The organism is Rhizobium chutanense, assembly GCF_002531935.1.
Classification (GTDB): domain Bacteria; phylum Pseudomonadota; class Alphaproteobacteria; order Rhizobiales; family Rhizobiaceae; genus Rhizobium; species Rhizobium chutanense.
The window spans coordinates 51,741-72,563 of the sequence record NZ_NWSV01000020.1 but is presented as its reverse complement, the minus strand read 5'-3'; the positions used below and the strand labels follow the sequence as shown (position 1 = coordinate 72,563).

Annotated in this window: 21 protein-coding genes; 15 read left to right on the top strand and 6 right to left on the bottom strand. The window is 61.2% G+C overall.

All coding sequences use genetic code 11. The annotated features are described in order from the left end of the window. Positions 1-48 precede the first annotated feature (48 nt). Positions 49-639 (top strand): hypothetical protein, encoded by a 591-nt coding sequence (locus tag CO666_RS23965; RefSeq protein WP_097614645.1) that lies wholly within the window; start codon positions 49-51, stop codon positions 637-639. Between the two features lie 95 nt (positions 640-734). Next, positions 735-899: a DUF1328 domain-containing protein gene (locus CO666_RS23960; RefSeq protein ID WP_085739096.1), complete on the top strand. Its 165-nt coding sequence runs from the start codon at positions 735-737 to the stop codon at positions 897-899. 117 nt (positions 900-1,016) lie between these two features. Here CO666_RS23960 and CO666_RS23955 read toward each other — a convergent pair whose 3' ends face one another. Next, positions 1,017-1,373: an EF-hand domain-containing protein gene (locus tag CO666_RS23955; RefSeq protein ID WP_097614644.1), complete on the bottom strand. Its 357-nt coding sequence runs from the start codon at positions 1,371-1,373 to the stop codon at positions 1,017-1,019. 18 nt (positions 1,374-1,391) lie between these two features. Next, positions 1,392-1,640 (bottom strand): glycine zipper 2TM domain-containing protein, encoded by a 249-nt coding sequence (locus tag CO666_RS23950; protein WP_097614643.1) that lies wholly within the window; start codon positions 1,638-1,640, stop codon positions 1,392-1,394. Positions 1,641-2,215: 575 nt separating this feature from the next. Between CO666_RS23950 and CO666_RS23945 the strand changes: the two genes are divergently transcribed. Further along, positions 2,216-2,737, top strand: coding sequence for a DUF992 domain-containing protein (locus CO666_RS23945; RefSeq protein ID WP_097614642.1), 522 nt, complete (start codon positions 2,216-2,218; stop codon positions 2,735-2,737). A gap of 142 nt (positions 2,738-2,879) precedes the next feature. Here CO666_RS23945 and CO666_RS23940 read toward each other — a convergent pair whose 3' ends face one another. Next, positions 2,880-3,809, bottom strand: a complete 930-nt coding sequence (locus CO666_RS23940; protein ID WP_097614641.1) for a LysR substrate-binding domain-containing protein — start codon at positions 3,807-3,809, stop codon at positions 2,880-2,882. Positions 3,810-3,881: 72 nt separating this feature from the next. Between CO666_RS23940 and CO666_RS23935 the strand changes: the two genes are divergently transcribed. From CO666_RS23935 to CO666_RS23920, 4 genes are all read left to right on the top strand, one after another. Then, positions 3,882-4,799, top strand: coding sequence for a DMT family transporter (locus tag CO666_RS23935; protein ID WP_097614640.1), 918 nt, complete (start codon positions 3,882-3,884; stop codon positions 4,797-4,799). 119 nt (positions 4,800-4,918) lie between these two features. Continuing rightward, the gene (locus tag CO666_RS23930) at positions 4,919-8,446 is read left to right on the top strand and encodes an ATP-binding protein (RefSeq protein ID WP_097614639.1); all 3,528 of its coding nucleotides are present in this window, start codon (positions 4,919-4,921) and stop codon (positions 8,444-8,446) included. Between the two features lie 40 nt (positions 8,447-8,486). Then, a complete protein-coding gene (locus tag CO666_RS23925) occupies positions 8,487-8,747 on the top strand; it encodes a DUF4242 domain-containing protein (RefSeq protein WP_097614638.1) in 261 nt (86 codons plus the stop codon). A 118-nt stretch (positions 8,748-8,865) separates the two neighbouring features. Further along, positions 8,866-9,639 carry a DeoR/GlpR family DNA-binding transcription regulator gene (locus CO666_RS23920; RefSeq protein WP_097614637.1) on the top strand — a complete coding sequence of 258 codons (774 nt, stop codon included), beginning with the start codon at positions 8,866-8,868 and terminating at the stop codon, positions 9,637-9,639. A 74-nt stretch (positions 9,640-9,713) separates the two neighbouring features. Here the strand turns inward: CO666_RS23920 and CO666_RS23915 are convergent, their stop codons facing one another. Together CO666_RS23915 and CO666_RS23910 are read right to left on the bottom strand one after the other, a co-directional pair. Then, positions 9,714-10,085 carry a type II toxin-antitoxin system RelE/ParE family toxin gene (locus tag CO666_RS23915; RefSeq protein ID WP_097614636.1) on the bottom strand — a complete coding sequence of 124 codons (372 nt, stop codon included), beginning with the start codon at positions 10,083-10,085 and terminating at the stop codon, positions 9,714-9,716. Further along, positions 10,085-10,342, bottom strand: coding sequence for a ribbon-helix-helix domain-containing protein (locus tag CO666_RS23910; RefSeq protein WP_097614684.1), 258 nt, complete (start codon positions 10,340-10,342; stop codon positions 10,085-10,087). The genes CO666_RS23915 and CO666_RS23910 overlap by 1 nt, the downstream gene beginning before the upstream one ends. Positions 10,343-10,546: 204 nt before the next feature. Between CO666_RS23910 and glpD the strand changes: the two genes are divergently transcribed. The 8 genes from glpD to glpK all read left to right on the top strand — a co-directional run bounded on the left by glpD (position 10,547) and on the right by glpK (position 19,799). Beyond that, complete coding sequence (glpD, locus tag CO666_RS23905) at positions 10,547-12,061, top strand: glycerol-3-phosphate dehydrogenase (protein WP_097614635.1); 1,515 nt, start codon at positions 10,547-10,549, stop codon at positions 12,059-12,061. Positions 12,062-12,104: 43 nt separating this feature from the next. Continuing rightward, complete coding sequence (locus CO666_RS23900) at positions 12,105-13,181, top strand: ABC transporter ATP-binding protein (RefSeq protein ID WP_097614634.1); 1,077 nt, start codon at positions 12,105-12,107, stop codon at positions 13,179-13,181. A 9-nt stretch (positions 13,182-13,190) separates the two neighbouring features. Then, positions 13,191-14,261 carry an ABC transporter ATP-binding protein gene (locus CO666_RS23895; protein ID WP_097614633.1) on the top strand — a complete coding sequence of 357 codons (1,071 nt, stop codon included), beginning with the start codon at positions 13,191-13,193 and terminating at the stop codon, positions 14,259-14,261. A 2-nt stretch (positions 14,262-14,263) separates the two neighbouring features. Further along, positions 14,264-15,130 carry a carbohydrate ABC transporter permease gene (locus CO666_RS23890; protein ID WP_008536407.1) on the top strand — a complete coding sequence of 289 codons (867 nt, stop codon included), beginning with the start codon at positions 14,264-14,266 and terminating at the stop codon, positions 15,128-15,130. Between the two features lies 1 nt (position 15,131). Beyond that, the gene (locus CO666_RS23885; RefSeq protein ID WP_097614632.1) at positions 15,132-16,043 is read left to right on the top strand and encodes a carbohydrate ABC transporter permease; all 912 of its coding nucleotides are present in this window, start codon (positions 15,132-15,134) and stop codon (positions 16,041-16,043) included. Next, positions 16,043-16,339, top strand: coding sequence for a DUF2160 domain-containing protein (locus tag CO666_RS23880; protein WP_008536409.1), 297 nt, complete (start codon positions 16,043-16,045; stop codon positions 16,337-16,339). Before CO666_RS23885 ends, CO666_RS23880 begins: the two co-directional genes overlap by 1 nt. 82 nt (positions 16,340-16,421) lie before the next feature. Beyond that, a complete protein-coding gene (locus tag CO666_RS23875; RefSeq protein ID WP_097614631.1) occupies positions 16,422-18,146 on the top strand; it encodes an ABC transporter substrate-binding protein in 1,725 nt (574 codons plus the stop codon). Between the two features lie 150 nt (positions 18,147-18,296). Further along, complete coding sequence (gene glpK, locus CO666_RS23870; RefSeq protein WP_097614630.1) at positions 18,297-19,799, top strand: glycerol kinase GlpK; 1,503 nt, start codon at positions 18,297-18,299, stop codon at positions 19,797-19,799. A gap of 22 nt (positions 19,800-19,821) precedes the next feature. On the opposite strand, the gene CO666_RS23865 is transcribed toward glpK, so the two are convergent. Beyond that, positions 19,822-20,823: an ABC transporter permease gene (locus tag CO666_RS23865; protein WP_097614629.1), complete on the bottom strand. Its 1,002-nt coding sequence runs from the start codon at positions 20,821-20,823 to the stop codon at positions 19,822-19,824.

The following is a 20,823-nucleotide window of genomic DNA, read 5'->3' as shown; positions in this document are numbered from 1 at the left end:
GATATTTTTCGGACGATCCGAAGCACGGATTCGGCGCTCGTCGCCACGATGATGACCAAATTCCGTGGTGTTCGGAGCCCTCTTCATGCAATCGGGGACGCGCATATCGGCATGGACTGGATCAATCGCTATATCGATCAGCCGCTGCTGCACGGCGCGGCGGGCTTGCTGCGGGGCTGGCACATCCGCACGCGACAGCCGCCGGAGCTGCTGGAGCCGACATGGAATCTCGTTGTTCTCTCGGTTCTCCTGATCGCCAGCGGGCAGGTCATGGCCGGGCGACCCTTGGCGCTGAGTATTGCCGCGCTGATCATGCTGGCGCTGCCATCGGCGCGAAAACTGCTTTCGGCGATGAGGGCGGCGGGCGGCGGTTACGGCGCCCGCGAATACAAGTCGCTGAGAGCACGCGCCATCGCCAAACGCGAGGCGGAGTGGTCGGTGCGGATCATCGTCCTGTTTTCCTCCGCCTGTCTTCCCTTCATCGCGCGCATCGACGACCCGGTGGGGGCTTGTTTCATGCTGGGGGCAAGCATCTGGTTCGTGTTGACCGGGCCGCTCAAGGCCTATCTCGATGCGGCCGAGCCTCCCGAGCCGAATGAAGGTGACCGAACCTATAGCGGCGCCTTTCATTTCGGCTGAGCCGATGCGACGCTGCATGTGCCGGCCGTGAGGCAGGCAGGGAACCAAATCGGGCGGCTTCCGTTATCTCCGCAGCAACGTAAAAGGAGATTGCGATGCTTTATTACGCTCTGGTGTTTCTCGTTGTGGCCTTGATTGCCGGCGTCCTCGGATTTGGCGGTATAGCAGGGGCTTCAGCTTCCATCGCCCAGGTTCTGTTCTTCATTTTCCTGGTGCTCTTCGTGGTATCGATCGTCATGCGCCTGATGCGAAGAGTATAGTGCGCGGAGATCAAGTATAAACCCGGCGGCATCGAACCGGCTTCCGAACGTTGGACGTCAATTTTCGGGGGCAGTTCAAGATATCGCCGGGTTTTCTTTACGGCCGCATCCCCTCCATCACTGAAGATTTCCGTTGCGGTCATGGTCGGCGGTCGCGAAATCCGCCATCACCCGCTGCATGAATTCGCTTCGGCTGATGCGGCCGTTGTGGTCGGCGTCGGTCAACGTGAATTGCTCGACGGTCAGAATCTGAACCGTCTCGTCGGACTGCAGGCTGCCGTCCTTGTTCTTGTCGAGACCTCCGAAGGCCGTGCCCATGAAGGTTTCGTATTCGGAGCGATCGACCGTCTTGCTGCCATTGCCGTCGAGCCGGTCCATCTGGCCCTGATACATCGATGCGGGCTGCTGTTGTTGCGCCGCTGCCCCAAAGCATTGGCACAGGATAAGTGTCGTCGTTAAAGCCAGGATTTTCATCGCTCGATCTCCTTCCAATTATCGGCAAGTCAAGCGATTGCCTACGAAACCGCCGCCGCCGATGCCGGCGGCGACAGCAAGCACTTGTCCGGTTCCAGCCCCGATCGTGCTGCCGATCAGGCCGCCGACAATCGCGCCGCCGACGGTTCCCGCAATGCAGCCGAATTCGGAATTGTGATCCGAGACGCTCTGCGATGTCGGCCCGGACTGGCAAGCGGAGACGGCAAGGCATGCCGCCAGTGTGATGTTTGTCGTGCGTAATGGCATTTTTCCCTCCCGATAATGGCCAGCCATCTCCAATAGAGATCGGTAGGCGTACGATTGCTCGGCGCTTGCGAAAATATCGCCTGATTATATTTCTCGAGTTCAGACTTTATTTCTGTTCGAACAGAAGGAGAATTCCGGAAAACGCCCGGAAATTCTGTGGCAATGCAAAGCAGTCATGCCGTTCCCCCTCCGTTACAGTCTTGCGAGGGGAATTATTGCCAAATAGTACAGCTATAGAGACAGCATGGCAACCTGCACGGTCATCGATCGCGTATGCAGGAAAGGCGCCAGCGTTTGTCGGGAAAGCCGACGGCAATCGCGACCGTGCCTTTCTGGCAACCATTCCTGACAAGATTATGAAATAACCGGATGACGCGAATTAGTGCCTTCGAAATGTCCCAATGCGGCTGAACCGTAGGCATGTTTGTCGCTTGTGCCTTCCTATGCGCTTCGACAGGCGATGCGAAAAGGATGCCGGTTCGGGATCGTTTTGGGTTCCATCCGTCATCTGTAGCCGAATCTGGTGGCGAGTAGCCGGGTATTTGCTCCCGTCACGATTTGAGAAGGAGACACTTATGAAAAAGACTTTTGCAACGGCGTTTGCCGCGGTTTCGTTGAGCCTCATCGGCGCGGGGGCGGTCAATGCCGCCGACCCGGTCACCAGGACCTATGAAGAGCCGGACCTGCGCAACGGCGTGAAGATCGGTTACCTCACCTGCGATATCGGCGGCGGCACGGGTTATGTGCTCGGTTCGTCCAAGGAGGCCGATTGCATCTTCCAGTCGACGGTCGGCAATGAGCTTTCGGATCGCTATACAGGCGAAGTGAGGAAGCTCGGCATCGACCTCGGCTTCACCACGCGCAGCCGACTGATCTGGGCCGTGTTCGCGCCGACGGCGGGTTATCATCGCGGGTCGCTCGCCGGCCTCTATGTCGGCGCCACCGCCGAAGCGACAGTGGGTGCCGGCGTCGGCGCCAATCTCCTCGTCGGCGGCACCTCGGGCTCGATCCATTTGCAGACGGTCAGCCTGACCGGCCAGCTCGGCCTCAACGTTGCCGCTGGCAGCGCATCGATGACACTGACGGCAGACAATTGACATGTCGTTCGACGCGCCCTGCCGCGCCGCGGCGGGGGCGTCAGCTCATCCCTTCCGCCGGCGCGGCATCGCCCAAACAAGACGTTAGAGCGGTTTGGCGCTTCCGTGAAAACCTGAACCGCGTCTAAGGACGCACGGCGCTCTAGGCTTTCGCCCGGCCGGGCGCGGTGAAGGCGGCAATCGTCGCCTCGTCATGGCCGGCCTCGCGCAGAAAGCGGCCGGCAAATTCGATGGCCGGGCTTCTGAGCGCGTCGTCCGGCCGGATCAGGTGAAAGGCCACATGATAGTCGAGCGTCCGCTCCGACACGGCGACGACGCGCCCGGCTGCCAATGCGGCATCCGAGAGCGGCGGGCGGGCGAGCGCAATGCCGAGCCCCTGCGCACAGGCATCGATTACCAGATTATAGTCCTCGAAGCGCCGGTCCTGGCCGCGCGGCGTATAATCGACGCCCTCGCGGGAAAGCCAGCGGCGCCAGCCTTCGATATTCGAATCGTGGAGGATCGGCAGGTCGAGCAGCGAAAGGGCGTCGGAGCGCTGCCCGAGCCGGTCCGCCAGGGCCGGGGCGGCGATCGGAAACGACTTCTCCCGCCACAGCGGCAAGGCGCGCACGCCGGCCCACGGCCCCTTGCCGCAGCGAATGGCGAGATCGGTGCCTTCGCCGAAATCCGCCAGCCGGTGTTCCAGCGTCAGTTCGACATGCAGCTCGTTTCCTTCGAGTTTCGCCAGGCGCGGAAACAGCCACAAGGAGGCGACGGACGGCGTCACCGAAAGACGTACCACCGCTTTGTTTGGCCGGGGCAGCCAGCGTTCGCCGGTGTTGCCGAGCAGGGCAAGCGCTTCCTCCGCCCGCGCGAAAAACCGGATGCCCTCCGGCGTCAGGCGAACGCCGCGGGCCTCGCGCGCAAACAGGCGCACACCCATCCAGCGCTCCAGGCGCGAGACCTGTCGCGACACCGCACCATGGGTAATGCCGCTTTCTTCGGCGGCCGCCGAAAACGAGCCGAGCCGGGCGGCACGGGCAAAGGTCTCGAGCGTGTCGAGCGGCGGAAGCACGGGCGAGCTGTGAACCATAGGCACATTTGATCATCGATTGCGATGCTTTTCAAGCACGTATCGAGGGCCTAATCATGGTCGCAAGCACAGATGGAGGTGGCAATGAGCATGGCGGCAAGCGCAGCGGTTTCGGCGAAGGAGCAAGGCAAATTCGATCTGGTGGCCTTTGCGGCGATCGTCGTCACCATCCTTTTCTGGGCATCTTCCTTCGTGGTGATCCGCATCTGTCTCGGGCCGCTGACGCCGATCGAACTGGCGACGGCACGTTATGTGGCAGCCGGCGCCATCGCCCTCGTCTACCTCGTCATCTACCGGCCGATGCCGGAAAAGCGTGATGTCTTCCGCCTCTCCGTCGCCGCCGTGCTGTTCATCGCCGCCTATGCGGTGCTGTTGAACACCGGCGAACAGACCGTCCCGGCAGGTCCGGCAAGCTTCATCATCAACACCATGCCCGTCTTCACCGCCCTCATTGCGACATTCGCGCTCGGCGAGCGTTTCGGCCGCTGGGGCTGGGTGGGGACTGCGGTTTCTTTCGGCGGCGTGGCGCTGATTGCGGTTGCCTCTGATGACGGCTTCAAGCTCGATCCGAATGCCGTCATGATCCTTGGCGCAGCGCTCTGCTCGGCAATCGCCAGCGTGCTGCAGAAGCCGCTGCTCGGGCGGCTGCCGGCACTTGCCGTCACCGCCTGGATCCTGCTGATCGGTTCCGTGCCGCTGTTTCCGGCCATTCCGGCGACGATCCAGGCACTGGCCGCCGCACCGGCCGACGTGAATTGGGGTGTCGCCTATCTCGTCATCTTCCCCACGGCGATCGGCTATCTGACCTGGGCGATCGCATTGAAGCGGCTGACGGCCGCGCGCGCGTCGAATTTTCTCTACGGCGTTCCGCCGGTCGCAACGCTGATCGGTTTCGTCTGGCTCGGCGAGATGCCGACGGTGCTGGGTGCGGTCGGCGGCCTCCTGGCGATCCTCGGCGTACTCGTCGTCAACGTGATGCGGAAGCGATAGACGCGTTTATAGATTGACCTCCTCGATCCTCGCCAAAACGAACGGCTCCTGCGCCACAGCGTGGTACGACGCCGGCGTTCGTGGTATTTTTTGAGAACGGTGGAGCAGGATCAACGTCGATGCAGACGATTGAGGATTGGCTAGGTCAACTCGGTCTCGGCAAGTACGCCGACGCCTTCGCCGAGAATGACGTCGATCTGAGAGCGCTCCCTCATCTTGCCGAATCCGATCTCCAGGAGCTCGGCGTCTCGCTTGGGCACCGCAAGATTCTTCTCGCTGCTATCAACGGGCTTGCGCATCGGGGTCCGGATGAACAGCCTCCCGGTTCGGCCGCTGCCGAGGCTGGATCGGAAGCTGCGGCTGACCGGCGACTGCTCAGCGTGCTCTTCTGCGACCTGGTCGGGTCGACAGCGCTGTCCGCGCAGCTCGACCCGGAAGACATGCACGAGTTGACCCGCCATTATCAGGATAGCGTCGCTGGCGCAGTCACGCGCTTCGGCGGCTACGTCGCCAAATATCTCGGGGATGGCGTGCTGGCCTATTTCGGATGGCCGATGGCCTACGAGGACCATGCCGAGCGTTCAATCCGGGCCGGCCTTGAGGCGATGGCTGCCGTCGACGCCCTGCAGTCGCCCGACGCACAGCGATTGAAGGCTCGCATCGGCATCGCATCCGGGCGCGTGGTGGTTGGCAACACCGACGCCAGCGCCAAGGAGCGTGCGTCGATCGCGGGCGACACTCCCAACCTGGCCGCACGCCTGCAGGCCGCTGCCGCCCCAGGCCAGATCGTGATCTCCGACAGCACCCGCCGACTGGCCGGGCAGTCGTTCGAAATCGAGAGCCTCGGCGCGCAGGAGCTCAAAGGCTTCACCTCACCCATTGCGCTGTTCGAAGTCCGCGGTCAGCGAGAGGTGGATAGCCGTTTCGAAGCTGCGCATGCCAGCGGGCTTTCGAAATTTGTCGGCCGCGTCAGTGAGATCGGCCTGCTGCTCGAACGGTGGGAGTTGGCCAAGGCCGGGCAAGGCCAGGCAGTCTTCCTGTCGGGGGAGGCTGGTATCGGGAAATCGCGCCTTATCGAGGCTTTCGAAGAACATCTGCAAGCGTCACAGCATGAACTCATCCGATTGCAGTGTTCACCCTATCACCTTACATCGGCCTTTTACCCGATCGTCGAGCGACTGAGGCGGGTCGCGTCGTTTTCGCCGGCAGATGACCGGGACACGCGCGTCGAAAAGTTTCGCACCCTTGTTCGCCGCTACGGCGAAAATCCCTCCGAAGTTGGCGCGATCTATGCCGAGCTGCTTTCGCTCGACGTCGGCGACGAGTTCAGGCCGCCGGATCTCTCCGCTCACCAGCGCAAGGAGCTTCTCGTCCGCACATTGGTGAACCGTTTGCTGCTTGCGGCCAGGATCGCTCCGGTGCTCATGGTTTTCGAAGACGCGCACTGGATGGATCCGTCCACCAGCGAAGTGCTGAGAGAACTCGTCAGCCGGCTTCACGGCGCCGCCGCCCTCGTGGTTGTGACCCACCGACCGGAATGGAGCGCGAACTGGGCCAGCGGACTGGCGCAGGCGACGACACTCTCCGTCGGGCGCCTGACCAGGCCGCAGATGCGCGAGCTGATCGAATCCATGGCTTGCGACATTCCCGAACAGCTCGCCGAAAGGATTGCAGAGCGAACCGACGGGGTGCCGCTGTTTGCCGAGGAGTTGACCCGCTCGGTCGTGGAGAGCGGCAAACCATCGGGGCTCGACGCAGAAATCCCGGACAGTCTGCAGGGCTCGCTGATGACACGTCTCGATCGATTAGCGACGACGGCCAAGGAGATCGCGCAAATTGCCGCCGTCATAGGCAGGGAATTCGATCGCGGCCTTCTTTCGAAGATCGCAGGCCTCGACGACCGAGCGCTCGAGAAAGCGCTGCATCAGCTCGAGTCGAGCCAGATCGTCGTCGCAGGCGGCGTGTTGCACGATGCTCTCGTTTTTCGACACGCGCTCATTCAGGATGCGGCCTACCAATCGCTCCTCAACCGGCGTCGGCGCCATTTCCACGAGAAGATCGCCAGGGCTCTCGTCGAACAGTATGACGATGTCGCCACCACGCAGCCCGAGCTCATCGCCCAGCACTACGAGAAAGCGCAACGGATCGAGCTCGCTCTTCCCTACTGGGTGAAGGCCGGAGAACGCGCCCTTGCACGATCAGCCAACTACGAGGCGGTCGACCATTTCCAGAATGCTTTGGCAATCGCAGAGCAGTTGTCTGAAGGGCCTGAGCGGCAAAGGGACCTGCTCACCGCGATCCTCAAGCTCGGCGACGCCCTGTTTGCTGCGGGTCGCATGACGGATTCGCTGGCGAAATACAGGCTGGCCGCCCCATTGGCGCGCAAAGCGGCCGACACGCAAGCCTTTGTTCGCGCGGTGATCGGTCTTGACGGCTCCAAATTCGTCTCCTCGAATTCGCTTGTCGAAACCGTGCCGCTTCTCGAGGAGGCCCTCGAGATGGTTGAACCGGCGGACCAGAGTTCACGGTGCCAGCTTCTCAGCCGTCTTGCGCGGGCATACACCTACATGAGCGACAGCAAGAATGCCGCAAAATGCCATGGTGAAGGTATCGAACTGGCCCGGCGGCTTGGCGATAAGACTGCGCTTGTCGAGCTCTCCGCACTGCCGTTCCTCACGCCGGCACCGGCCAAGTCCGTCATGGAGAGAAACGACCGCATCGCTCGCCTGGATGAAATAAGACGCCTCGCGGGTGACATCGATGACGACGATGTACAAAGCCGAGCGCTTTCAGTTGAAGCCTATGTCTCCACGGAGCTCGGCGATCGTGCACGCGCCGATCGGGCGGTTGATGCGCTGGATGAACTTGGTACCAAGCGGCAGCATCTCAACGTCCAGTTCTATGCTCGCATCGCAAGAGCGATGATGGCGATCCTCGATGGAAGGTTCGCCGCCGCGGAGGAGCTTGCTGAAGACGCGCTGAAGCTGGGCATGCGGACCCTTGGCGCTGCGCCCGAGGGCGTTTACGGCATGCAGATGTTCGCGATCCGACGGGAGCAGAGCCGCCTCTCGGAGGTCGCACCGGTGATGAAGCTGTTGATCGAGGAAAATCCGGAGGAAACCACCTGGCTGCCGGGTTTTGCGTTGGTTGCCTTTGACTTGGGCTATCGGGATGCGGCCCAGCGGAGATTGAGCGAGCTTGCCCGCACCCGCTTCGCCCTTCCGCTTGACGGAAAGCGGAGTGCGTCCCTCTCGTTCCTGACAGAAGTCGCCGCCGGTCTCGGTGACGCGGATGCTGCCGGAACCCTCTATGAGCTTATGCTCGACTACAAGGAGATGACCGTCACGATAGGGATGGCAACCGTTTGCTTCGGTGCGGCAAGCCGCTATCTGGGAGTGTTGGCAGCGGCTTTGGGCGAATTCGACAGAGCGTCGGAGCACTTTGAGCACGCGCTCGAGATGAACGCGGCGATCGGCTCGCGGCCGTGGCTCGCACACACGCAGGCAGATTATGCGGACTTGCTAATGAAAATAGGTAGCCCGGCCGCGATAAAGAGAGCAATGTCGCTATCCGAGAATGCTCGGTCAACCGCGGCCGAACTGGGAATGGCCCGGCTGCAACAGCGACTGAAATCGACGATTCATTAGAACCAACAATTCGCTGCTTTGGTGGGAAGAAGGGTTCCTCATGCCACGCTACATCATCGAAAGAAACTTTGCGGAACAACTCGATCTATCGAAAGAGGGGGTCGAGCAAATCAACCTGATCAACGACCAGGAAGGAGTGAAATGGATCTTTTCGTTCCTCAGCGCGGACAGAAAAAAGACCTACTGCCTTTACGAGGCGCCGAATACGCAAGCCATTCTCGCCGCGGCCCGGAGGAACAATGTCCCCGCCGATGTCATCATCGAGGTCAGCGAGGAGATCGGTCCCAATATGTTTGCTTAGCGCTCCTCGTTCGAGCGGTCAGCCCGAAACCGAATGGAAGGCGGGATCAGAGAACAGATAAGCATTGCGCAGGCGTTCGCTTTCTTTAAAACGAAAGCAGATCGAAAGGTGCGTGCTTATGTTCTTGACCGACCGGCAAACTGAAATCGTGGCGATAGCGAAATCGAGCGGCAGGGTCCTGGTCGAGGAACTCGCTTCCCGCTTTTCGGTGACGCCGCAGACGATCCGCAAGGACTTGAACGATCTCTGCGATGCGCAGGTGCTGACGCGCATCCATGGCGGCGCCACATTCCCGAGCGGCACCGAGAACGTCAAATACGAGGCACGCCGTCAGATCGCCGCGTCCGAGAAACAGGCGATCGGCATGGCCGCGGTCGAGCTGATCCCGAGCGGCGCCTCGCTGTTCATCAATATCGGAACGACGACCGAGGCGGTGGGCGAGGCGCTCGCCAATCATCACGAGTTGATGGTGATTACCAATAATATCAATGTCGCCAACAGGTTGCGTTCCTTTCCGGCGATCGAGGTGGTGATCGCCGGTGGCGTCGTGCGCGGTTCGGACGGCGGCATCGTCGGTGAGGCGGCGGTCGATTTCATCCGCCAGTTCAAGGTCGACTATGCCGTGATCGGCGCCTCGGCGATCGATATGGATGGCGCGCTTCTCGACTATGACTTTCGCGAGGTGAAGGTCGCCCAGGCGATCATCGCCAATGCAAGGCACGTCATTCTCGTTGCCGATTCGACGAAGTTCGAACGCACCGCCCCGGTCAGGATCGGCCAGCTGTCGCAGGTTCATACTTTCATCACCGACCACTGTCCGGTGGCCTCGATCCGCAATCTCTGCCTCGAAAACAATGTGAAACTGATCGAAACGAACGGTAGATCGCGCTAAGCGCGTCGTGACTTTCAGAGCCGCTTGGCCCACGCTTCAGGTCTTTCGTTTTGCGTACTCCGGGGCGACCTGCATCAGGACTTCGGCCGGGCATGTCCCATCAGCGCCTTGTACTCTCTGTCGGTCAATTGTTCGATTGTTTGCAGCTGTGCGGGAATGTCCATTCGCTCGTGCAAGACCGCGGCAATGACGAAGGTTGCATCGTCAACGACAATGTAGACGGCATAATGGTGCTCGATCTTGTGGAGCCGGAAGAGTGACTTCCCGACGCGCTCATCTTTCCTTGCCTTCACGCGAGCATGGGCTTCAGGGATGCCTTCAAATCCCGCTCTCAGCAGGCGGCCATATGCCTTTGCCTGTTCGCTAGACCATTTCCGCGCCGTTTCGCGGACTGCCAGACGATAGTTATCGAGTGCAGTCGGCAGGATGAGAACGCGAGGAGCCACTAACGCAGCTCTTCATCCAGTTCCGCATCGACGGCGTCCAGCGCAGAAAGGGGGAGCATTTCTCCGCGCCGGAATTCTTCTTCCGCCCGCAGTAGCGAGCGGATGGCATATCGGCGATCTTCTTCGCGTGCCATATCTTCGCGAATGAGCGCGCGCACATATTCGCTCGGTGTCGCGTACTGGCTCTTCCCGTTGGCGCGCATATCGACGAAAGCGCGCATTTCATCGGGTAAGCTAACATGCAGGCTGCTGGTCATAAGCGCGCCCTCCTGATCGAGATTGCTGGATGAATTGTTCTGTATTCGAGTTGCGATGTCAATATTTGACATTCCGTTCGGAGCTTGCCGGACCTGCGAAAACATTCGTTTGACATTCGTATCGCTTTCGTTTTAACTGATGGCACTTTCGCAATTGCGCAGGTTTTGTGCGATGCGAAATCGGCAGCGGGCTCGGAGGGGATATTGGGCCGGGAGATCTACGACATATTCGTCATCGGTGGCGGCATCAACGGCTGCGGCATTGCGCGCGATGCCGTTGGGCGCGGTTATTCCGTGGCTCTGGCAGAGATGAACGATTTCGCCTCCGGTACGTCGTCGGGCGCCACCAAGCTGATCCATGGCGGCCTGCGTTATCTCGAGCATTACGAGTTCCGCCTGGTGCGTGAATCGCTGATGGAGCGCGAGATCCTGTGGGCCATGGCGCCGCACATCATCTGGCCGCTGCGTTTCGTCCTGCCCTATCACAAGGGCGGCATCCGCCCGGCCTGGCTGATCCGGCTCGGCCTCTTCCTCTACGACCATCTCGGCGGCCGCAAGCTGCTGCCGGCGACGTCGGTGCTCGACATGCGCCGCGATCCGGCCGGCAAACCGCTGAAGGCGTTGTTTGCCAAAGCTTTCGAATATTCCGACGGCTGGGTCGACGACGCCCGCATGGTGGTGCTGAATGCCCGCGATGCCGCCGACAAGGGCGCGACCATCATGCCGCGCACCAAAGTGGTGTCGGCAAGGCGCGAGAATGGCCTGTGGCATATCGAGACGACCGACACGGTCACCGGCCGCAATGACAGTCATCAGGCCCGCATGCTGGTCAATGCCGCCGGCCCCTGGGTCGACCATGTCATCCGCGCCGCTTTCGGCCAGAACGAGGCTCGCCATGTGCGCCTCGTGCAGGGCAGCCATATCGTCGTCAGGAAGAAGTTCGACGATCCTAGAGCCTATTTCTTTCAGAATCCCGACAACCGCATCATCTTCGCCATCCCCTATGAGGGTGAATTCACCCTGATCGGGACCACCGACCGCGATTATAAGGCCGATCCCAAGGATGTCCGGATCTCCGAGGAGGAGACCGTCTATCTCTGCAATGCGGCGTCGGAATATTTCAAGGAGCCGGTGAAGCCCGAGGATATCGTCTGGACCTATTCGGCGGTCCGGCCGCTTTTTGACGACGGCGCCTCGAAGGCGCAGGAGGCAACGCGCGATTACGTGCTGAAACTGGAAGGTGAAGGTGAGGCAGCGCCGCTGCTCAACGTCTTCGGCGGTAAGCTCACCACTTATCGCCGGCTTTCCGAACATGCGCTGGAAAAGATCGGCGCTGCGATCGGCGTCAAGGGTGCGCCGTGGACAGCAAAGAGCCATCTGCCGGGCGGCGATTTTCCGGTCAAGGGTTATGAGGCCGAGGTCGCCAAGCTGAAACGGCGCTATCCGTTCCTGGCGGATCCGCATGCCCGCAGGCTGGTGCGCCGCTATGGCACGAAGGCCGAGGTGCTGCTTGGCGATGCCCGCGGGATCGACGATCTCGGGCGGCTGTTCGGCGGCGATCTCTACGAGGCAGAAGTCAAATATCTCGTCGAACATGAATGGGCCCGGCACGGTGAAGACGTGCTGTGGAGGAGAACAAAGGATGGTCTGCGCCTTTCCAAGGAGCAGGCTCAGTCACTGGAGGAGTACATGGCTGCCAGACCGGCGATGGCCGGATAGAGGCGGCGTGTGGTCCCCGCTGCGTGGAGGCAGGGGAATCGGAATGCTGGAACTGCGAAACGCCGCCAAGATGGTGGGCGCGGACTATCATATCTATCCGACCGATCTGGTCCTCGAGCGCGGCACGCTGAACGTCCTGCTCGGGCCGACGCTGTCTGGCAAAACATCGCTGATGCGGCTGATGGCCGGGCTCGACCGTCCCACAGGCGGCTCCGTTCATTTCAACGGCGTCGATGTCACCGGCATGCCGGTGCAGAAGCGCAACGTTGCCATGGTCTACCAGCAGTTCATCAACTATCCGGCGCTGACCGTCTACGAGAACATCGCCTCGCCGATGCGCATCTCGGGCAAGGATGCCGCGACGATAGACCGCGAGGTGCGCAAGGCTGCCGAGCTTCTGAAGCTCACGCCCTATCTCGACCGCACGCCGCTCAATCTGTCCGGCGGTCAGCAGCAGCGTACGGCACTTGCCCGCGCCCTCGTCAAGAATGCCAGCCTGGTGCTGATGGACGAGCCGCTCGCCAATCTCGATTACAAGCTGCGTGAAGAGCTGCGGCAGGAATTGCCGCGCATCTTCGCCCAGTCCGGCGCGATCTTCGTCTATGCCACGACAGAACCCTCCGAAGCCTTGTTGCTGGGTGGCAATACGGCCGCGCTCAACGAAGGCCGGGTCACGCAGTTCGGTCCGACGATCGAGGTCTATCGCAATCCGCTCGATCTGACGACGGCGAAAACCTTTGCCGACCCGCCGCTGAATTTTATTGATCTGGTCAAATCGGCAGGCAATTTCCTGCGCGATGGCGCGGTGATTTTTGCCGTGCCGCCGCATCTTCAGAACGTGCCGGACGGGCCGGCAACGATCGCGTTTCACCCGCATCACCTTGCCCCAACCGCTCAGACGGCTAGCTCGGCGCGGCTGACAGCACGGACACAGATTTCGGAGATCACCGGCTCGGAAAGTTTCGTGCATCTGCAATTTGCCGACACCCGCTGGGTGATGCTTGCGCACGGCATCCACAATATCGAGCCGGACACGGACCTCTCCGTTTTCATCGATACGCGCCACCTGATGGCGTTCGGTGCGGACGGCCGGGCGATTACCGCCGGGCAGAGGGGCTAGGAGAAGATCATGGCACGTATCACCCTCGATCATATCAGACATGCCTATGGGCCGAACCCGAAGAGCGAGAAGGACTACGCTCTCAAGGAAGTGCACCACGAGTGGAACGATGGCGGCGCCTATGCGCTGCTCGGACCTTCAGGCTGCGGCAAGACCTCGCTGCTCAATATCATTTCCGGCCTTATTCAGCCGTCCGAAGGGCGAATTCTTTTCGACGGGCAGGATGTGACGAACCTGCCGACGCAGCAGCGAAATATTGCCCAGGTCTTCCAGTTTCCGGTCATCTACGACACGATGACCGTCTATGACAATCTGGCTTTCCCCTTGCGCAACCGCGGCGTCGCGGAGCCCGATGTTGATCGTCGTGTCCGCGAAATATTGGAGATGATCGACCTTGCAGACTGGGCCAAGCGTCGCGCGCGCGGTTTGACGGCGGACCAGAAGCAGAAGATTTCGCTCGGCCGCGGCCTCGTGCGCTCGGATGTGAACGCGATTCTCTTCGACGAGCCGCTCACCGTTATCGATCCGCATATGAAATGGGTGCTGCGATCGCAGCTGAAGCGGCTGCATAAGCAGTTCGGTTTTACGATGGTCTATGTCACGCATGACCAGACGGAGGCGCTGACCTTCGCCGACAAGGTCGTGGTGATGTACGACGGCGAGATCGTGCAGATCGGCACGCCGGCCGAACTCTTCGAGCGTCCGAGCCATACTTTCGTCGGCTACTTCATCGGTTCGCCGGGCATGAACTTCATGCCGGCCAAGGTGGACGGCCGCACGGTTCGGGTCGGCGAGCATGCGCTGACGCTCGACTATGCACCAAAGACTTCCGCCGCGGCCAAGGTAGAGCTGGGAATCCGGCCCGAGTTTATCCGGGTCGGCCGCGAGGGCATGCCTGTGACGGTCAGCAAGGTGGAAGATATCGGCCGGCAGAAGATCGTCCGCGCGCAATTTGCCGGCCAGCCGATCGCGATCGTCGTCCCTGAGGACGGGGACATTCCGGCCGATCCCCGGGTGACCTTCGAGCCATCGGGTATCAGCATCTATGCCGACTCTTGGCGCGCCGGACCGGAGGCTTGATCATGGAAAAAACCTGGAACAACAAAGCGTGGTTTCTGGTCCTGCCGGTCCTCGTGCTGGTGGCATTCTCCGCCGTCATTCCCTTGATGACGGTTGTGAACTATTCCGTTCAGGACACGTTCGGAAACAACCAGTTCTTCTGGAACGGAACGGACTGGTTCACCCAGATCCTGCATTCCGACCGTTTCTGGGCCGCCCTGCAGCGAAACCTGATTTTTTCGTTGATCATTCTCGCTCTTGAGATCCCGCTCGGTATCTTCATTGCGCTCAACATGCCGAAATCGGGCATCGGCGTGCCGGTGTGCCTGGTTCTGATGGCGCTGCCGCTGCTCGTCCCGTGGAACGTTGTCGGCACGATCTGGCAGGTGTTCGGCCGCAACGACATTGGTTTGTTCGGCTATTACCTCAATGCCATCGGCATCGATTACAACTATGTGCAGGATCCGCTCGACGCCTGGGTGACGATCATCATCATGGATGTCTGGCACTGGACGAGCCTGGTCGTCTTGCTCTGCTATGCCGGCCTCGTTTCCATTCCGGATGCCTTCTATCAGGCAGCGAAGATCGACGGCGCGTCCCGCTGGGCCGTGTTCCGCTATATCCAGCTGCCGAAGATGAAGCGCGTTCTTTTGATCGCCGTGCTGCTGCGTTTCATGGACAGTTTCATGATCTACACCGAGCCTTTTGTCGTCACCGGCGGCGGTCCGGGCAATTCGACCACCTTCCTGTCGATCGATCTGGTCAAGACCGCCCTCGGACAGTTTGACCTCGGTCCGGCTGCCGCCATGTCGCTGATCTATTTCCTCATCATCCTGCTGCTTTCGTGGGTGTTCTACACCGTCATGACAAGCCACGACGCGGAGAATTGAAATGAGCGTCTCCAACGAAACGACAGCGAGCCGAAAGATTTCAGGCGCTACCAGTGTCGCAAGCGGTCTCTCCTCCGACGAAGTCAGCCGTCTGATGCGCCGGCGCGGCGAGGAATCGCGCTGGTGGTGGCTGGTTCCGACGATCTATATCATCGTGCTCCTGCTGCCGATCTATTGGCTCGTCAACATGAGCTTCAAGACCAACGCGGAAATCGTCAATTCTCTGACGCTTTATCCTCATAACCCGACGATCGCCAATTACGTGACGATCTTCACGGAGAAGGCGTGGTATTCCGGCTACATCAATTCGATCACCTATGTGGTGATCAACATGGTGATCTCGGTGGCAGTCGCGCTGCCGGCCGCCTATGCCTTCTCCCGCTATCGGTTCCTTGGCGACAAGCATCTTTTCTTCTGGCTGCTGACGAACCGGATGGCGCCGCCGGCAGTCTTTGCCCTGCCGTTCTTCCAGCTCTACTCGGCCTTTGGACTGATCGACACGCATATCGCCGTGGCATTGGCGCATTGCCTCTTCAACGTGCCGCTGGCGGTCTGGATCCTTGAAGGCTTCATGTCGGGCGTGCCGAAGGAAATCGACGAAACGGCCTATATCGACGGCTACTCGTTCCCGCGGTTTTTCCTGAAGATCTTCACGCCGCTGATTGCGAGCGGCATCGGTGTCGCCTGCTTCTTCTGCTTCATGTTCTCCTGGGTCGAGTTGCTGATCGCGCGAACGCTGACGACGACCGACGCGAAGCCGATCGCTGCCACCATGACCCGCACCGTCTCTGCATCCGGCATGGATTGGGGCTTGCTCGCCGCCGCGGGTGTTCTGACCCTGATCCCGGGGGCGCTGGTGATCTGGTTCGTGCGCAATTACATCGCCAAGGGCTTCGCCCTGGGGAGGGTTTGATGAGCTTTTCGCTTCCCGATTTTTCATGGATGGCATGGACCTGGCCGACGGCCGCCTTCTTCATCGTCATCGTACTGCTGCTGATCGGCATGGGTGTCTGGGAATATGCCGCGCCGGGCGGCAACCCGCGGATCGGAATCCTGCGCTTCGAGACGACGCGCGGTGACCGGCTTTTCCTTTCGCTGCTTGGCAGCGCCTTTATCCATCTTGCCTGGCTTGGTCTCGCGGGATCAAGCCTCTGGTGGGCTCTCGCTCTCTCCGTTGTCTACGCCGTCGGCGTATTCCGTTACGTGTGAGGCAAAATGATGCAGACGGCCCGGGGGTATTTCTGGCCGCCTGAGATGTGAAGACTGCAATCGCAAACCCTGGGAGGATATCATGCGAAGGCATTTATTGACGACGACAGCAGCGGTACTGCTGGCCATGACCGGGTCGGCCTATGCCGGCATGGACGAGGCGAAGACTTTCCTGGACAAAGAGATCGGCGACATGTCGACGCTCTCTCGCGCCGACCAGGAAAAGGAAATGCAGTGGTTCGTCGATGCGGCGAAGCCTTTCAACGGTATGGAGATCAAGGTTGTTTCGGAAACCTTGACCACGCACAAGTATGAGTCCGAGGTTCTGGCTCCGGCCTTCACGGCGATCACCGGCATCAAGGTCACGCACGACGTCATTCAGGAAGGTGACGTTGTCGAAAAGATCCAGACACAGATGCAGACCGGGCAGAACCTGTACGACGGCTGGGTCAACGACTCCGACTTGATCGGTACCCATTGGCGCTATCAGCAGGTGCGCAACCTGACCGACTGGATGGCCGGCGAAGGCAAGGACGTTACCAACCCCGGCCTTGATATCGACGACTTCATCGGCACCAAGTTCACGACGGCGCCGGACAAGAAGCTCTACCAGCTTCCCGACCAGCAGTTCGCCAACCTCTACTGGTTCCGCTACGACTGGTTCAACGACGAGAAGAACAAGGCCGATTTCAAGGCGAAATACGGCTACGATCTCGGCGTTCCGGTCAACTGGTCGGCCTATGAGGACATTGCCGAATTCTTCACCGGCCGTGACGTCAACGGCAAGAAGGTCTTTGGCCATATGGACTACGGCAAGAAGGACCCGTCGCTCGGCTGGCGCTTCACCGACGCCTGGCTGTCGATGGCCGGCAACGGCGACAAGGGCCTGCCGAACGGTCTTCCGGTCGACGAATGGGGCATCAAGGTCGACGAGAAGTCGCGTCCGGTCGGTTCGTGCGTCGCGCGCGGCGGCGATACCAACGGCCCGGCATCGGTTTACTCGATCCAGAAGTACCTCGATTGGTTGAAGGCTTACGCGCCGCCGGAAGCTCAGGGCATGACCTTCTCGGAATCCGGCCCGGTTCCGGCACAGGGTAACGTCGCGCAGCAGATCTTCTGGTACACCGCGTTTACCGCAGACATGGTCAAGCCTGGCCTGCCTGTGATGAACGAGGACGGCACGCCGAAATGGCGTATGGCGCCGAGCCCGCATGGCGTTTACTGGAAAGACGGCATGAAGCTCGGTTATCAGGACGTCGGCTCGTGGACGCTGATGAAATCGACCCCGACGGACCGTGCGAAAGCTGCCTGGCTCTATGCACAGTTCGTGACCTCCAAGACGGTCGACGTGAAGAAGAGCCAGCTCGGTCTCACCTTCATCCGCGAATCCACCATTCGCGACAAGAGCTTTACGGAACGTGCTCCGAAGCTCGGTGGTCTGATCGAGTTCTATCGTTCGCCGGCCCGCGTTCAGTGGTCGCCGACCGGCACCAACGTTCCCGACTATCCGAAGCTGGCTCAGCTTTGGTGGCAGGCTATCGGTGACGCCGCTGCCGGCGCCAAGACGCCGCAGGAAGCCATGGATTCTCTTTGCGGCGAGCAGGAGAAGGTCATGGGCCGCATCGAGAAATCGGGCGTCCAGGGTGATATCGGCCCGAAACTGGCCGAAGAGCACGACCTCGCTTATTGGAACGCCGATGCGGTGAAGAAGGGCAACCTTGCGCCGCAGCTGAAGATCGAGAACGAAAAGGAAAAGCCGGTCACCGTCAACTACGACGAACTCGTCAAGAGCTGGCAGTCGAAGTAAGGCGGACCTCGGCCGGAGGCGACGAGGCTTCCGGCCATCACATCTAGCCACCGGCTGCGGCCGGTGGCACCCACAATCTTTCTCTCATGAAACCGCCGCATCCTGCCCTTTTCGCCGGGCGGAGCGATTTCGTGCGAGCCGGAGACTGACATGAGCGGCTATATTCTTTCGATCGACCAGGGCACAACCTCGTCGCGGGCGATCATCTTCGATGGCGACATGAAGATGGCCGGCTCGGCGCAGGCGGAGATCACCCAATATTATCCGCAGCCGGGATGGGTGGAGCATGACGCCGGCGAAATCTGGCAATCCGTCGTCGACACGGCGCGCAAGGCGATCGCCGATGCCGGTCTCGGCGCCGCCGACATCACCGCGATCGGCATCACCAACCAGCGCGAGACGGCGGTGGTCTGGGACCGCCGGTCCGGCACACCGCTTCACCGGGCGATCGTCTGGCAGGACAGGCGCACGGCGGAAATGTGCGACAGCCTGAAGGCCGACGGATATGAAAAACTGTTCAGCGCCAAGACCGGCCTGCTGCTCGATCCCTATTTCTCCGGCACCAAGCTGCGCTGGCTGCTCGATAATGTCGCCGGGCTGCGGGAGAAGGCCGAGGCGGGGGAGGTCTGCTTCGGCACGATCGACAGCTGGCTGATTTACAAGCTGACCGGCGGCCGCATGCACGCCACCGATGCGACCAATGCGTCGCGAACGCTGCTCTATAATATCGATGACGGCGCCTGGGACGAAGAGCTTCTCGGCATTCTCGGCATTCCGGCCGCGCTGCTGCCCGAAGTGAAGGAATGCGCCGATGATTTCGGCCGCGCCGACAAGGCGCTGTTCGGTGCCGAGCTTCCGATCCTCGGGGTCGCCGGCGATCAGCAGGCGGCAGCCATGGGCAATGCCTGCTTCGAGCCCGGCATGATGAAATCCACTTACGGCACCGGCTGCTTTGCTTTGTTGAACACGGGCAGGGACCGTGTCTCCTCCTCCAACCGGATGCTGACGACCGTCGCCTGCCGCCTCGATGGCGAGACGACCTATGCGCTTGAAGGCTCGATCTTCATTGCCGGTGCCGCCGTGCAATGGCTGCGCGACGGTCTCGGCATCATCGATCAGGCGTCGGAGGCGGGCGTGCTCGCGGCCAAGGCCGATCCCGGACAGCAGGTCTATATCGTCCCCGCCTTCACCGGCCTTGGCGCGCCCTATTGGGATCCGAACGCGCGCGGCGCGATCTTCGGCCTGACGCGCAACAGCGGGCCGGCGGAATTCGCCCGCGCCGTGCTCGAATCCGTCGCCTATCAGACGCTCGATCTGCTGGTGGCGATGAAGAAGGACTGGGGTGTCAACCAGCTGGAAACCGTGCTGCGCGTCGATGGCGGCATGGCGGCTTCGGACTGGACGATGCAGTGCCTGGCCGACATGACGGGAAATCCCGTCGACCGCTCGGCAATCCGTGAGACGACGGCACTCGGGGCCGCCTGGCTGGCCGGCTCGAAAGCCGGCATCTGGCCGGGCAGGCGGGAGTTCGCGCAGGCCTGGGCCTGCGACCGCCGCTTCAGCCCGTCGATGGAGGAGACCGAGCGGCAGGCCAAGATCATCGGCTGGAAGAATGCCGTCTCGCGGATGATTTCGGACGCCTCAGCGGGTTGATCCGTCCGGATATGGTATCTCTTTATGCGCCCCCGGCCGCCTTTCTGTTGATGAAGCTCAGCGCGAGCACGGCGAAGATCAGCGTTCCCGTACCGACCTGCTGCCAATAGAAGTTCAGATCGGTCAGCAGCAGCCCGTTGGCGACGATGCTGAGCAGCAGTGCGCCGAGAACGGTGCCGCCGACATTCGGCCGCCCGAGCGGACTGAGCGTCGTGCCGATGAAGGTCGCGCCGATGGCGTTCAGCAGGAACGCATTGCCCGAGGAGGGGATGTAGGTGGTGACCGTGGCGGTCAGGATCAGGCCGGCGATGGCCGCGATCAACCCGACCAGGATGAAGGTCACCGCGACATGGGCGGGTGCTGCGATGCCGGAATAACGCACGACGCCGGGTTGGATGCCGATCGACAGGATGACGCGGCCGAAACGCGTGCGGGCAAACACAACGGCAGCGGCCGCGATGACGACGATGGCAACGGCCAGCGGCACCGGAAAGCCGGCGATCGTGCCGTGGCCGAGGAAACGGAAGGCGTCCGGCACGCCGTTCGGCGGCAGATAGACCGGATTGCCGCCATTGGTCAGCAGCTGCTGAACGCTGCGGCCGATGAACAGCGTGCCGAGTGTCGCGAGGAACGGCGACACGCCGATCCCGGAGATCAAGAGCGCGTTGAAGGCGCCGACGACTGCCCCGGCCGCCAGTCCGGCGAGCGCGGCGATTGCCACGGGCTGGCCGGCGAGGACGAGCGAAACGAAGGCGAAACTGGCGAAATCCACCGCCGTTCCCACCGAAAGATCGATGCCGCCCGCCGCCACGGCAAAGGTCATGGCGATGGAGACGATGGCAAGCAGCGTAAAATTGTTGACCAGGATGCTCTGCAGGTTCGCCAACGTCAGGAATGTCGGCGTTATCAAGGAAAAGGCAGCGAAGACCGCAATCAGGGCAAGGATCAGCCCATAGCGCACCAGGCCGCCGGCGATGAGGCGCGGCAAGCCGATGGCAGGGGAAGGGGAGGTTTGCAGCGACAT

Excerpts from the sequence above, each read along its gene's own strand:
- CO666_RS23875 (WP_097614631.1), top strand. The coding sequence starts at position 16,422 with ATGCGAAGGCATTTATTGACGACGACAGCAGCGGTACTGCTGGCCATG.
- CO666_RS23920 (WP_097614637.1), top strand. The coding sequence starts at position 8,866 with ATGTTCTTGACCGACCGGCAAACTGAAATCGTGGCGATAGCGAAATCG.
- CO666_RS23965 (WP_097614645.1), top strand. The coding sequence starts at position 49 with ATGATGACCAAATTCCGTGGTGTTCGGAGCCCTCTTCATGCAATCGGG.
- CO666_RS23955 (WP_097614644.1), bottom strand. The coding sequence starts at position 1,373 with ATGAAAATCCTGGCTTTAACGACGACACTTATCCTGTGCCAATGCTTT.
- CO666_RS23895 (WP_097614633.1), top strand. The coding sequence starts at position 13,191 with ATGGCACGTATCACCCTCGATCATATCAGACATGCCTATGGGCCGAAC.
- CO666_RS23950 (WP_097614643.1), bottom strand. The coding sequence starts at position 1,640 with ATGCCATTACGCACGACAAACATCACACTGGCGGCATGCCTTGCCGTC.
- CO666_RS23960 (WP_085739096.1), top strand. The coding sequence starts at position 735 with ATGCTTTATTACGCTCTGGTGTTTCTCGTTGTGGCCTTGATTGCCGGC.
- glpK (WP_097614630.1), top strand. The coding sequence starts at position 18,297 with ATGAGCGGCTATATTCTTTCGATCGACCAGGGCACAACCTCGTCGCGG.
- CO666_RS23935 (WP_097614640.1), top strand. The coding sequence starts at position 3,882 with ATGGAGGTGGCAATGAGCATGGCGGCAAGCGCAGCGGTTTCGGCGAAG.
- CO666_RS23880 (WP_008536409.1), top strand. The coding sequence starts at position 16,043 with ATGAGCTTTTCGCTTCCCGATTTTTCATGGATGGCATGGACCTGGCCG.
- CO666_RS23945 (WP_097614642.1), top strand. The coding sequence starts at position 2,216 with ATGAAAAAGACTTTTGCAACGGCGTTTGCCGCGGTTTCGTTGAGCCTC.
- CO666_RS23900 (WP_097614634.1), top strand. The coding sequence starts at position 12,105 with ATGCTGGAACTGCGAAACGCCGCCAAGATGGTGGGCGCGGACTATCAT.
- CO666_RS23890 (WP_008536407.1), top strand. The coding sequence starts at position 14,264 with ATGGAAAAAACCTGGAACAACAAAGCGTGGTTTCTGGTCCTGCCGGTC.
- CO666_RS23865 (WP_097614629.1), bottom strand. The coding sequence starts at position 20,823 with ATGTCGCTGCAAACCTCCCCTTCCCCTGCCATCGGCTTGCCGCGCCTC.
- CO666_RS23930 (WP_097614639.1), top strand. The coding sequence starts at position 4,919 with ATGCAGACGATTGAGGATTGGCTAGGTCAACTCGGTCTCGGCAAGTAC.
- CO666_RS23885 (WP_097614632.1), top strand. The coding sequence starts at position 15,132 with ATGAGCGTCTCCAACGAAACGACAGCGAGCCGAAAGATTTCAGGCGCT.
- CO666_RS23925 (WP_097614638.1), top strand. The coding sequence starts at position 8,487 with ATGCCACGCTACATCATCGAAAGAAACTTTGCGGAACAACTCGATCTA.
- CO666_RS23910 (WP_097614684.1), bottom strand. The coding sequence starts at position 10,342 with ATGACCAGCAGCCTGCATGTTAGCTTACCCGATGAAATGCGCGCTTTC.
- CO666_RS23940 (WP_097614641.1), bottom strand. The coding sequence starts at position 3,809 with ATGGTTCACAGCTCGCCCGTGCTTCCGCCGCTCGACACGCTCGAGACC.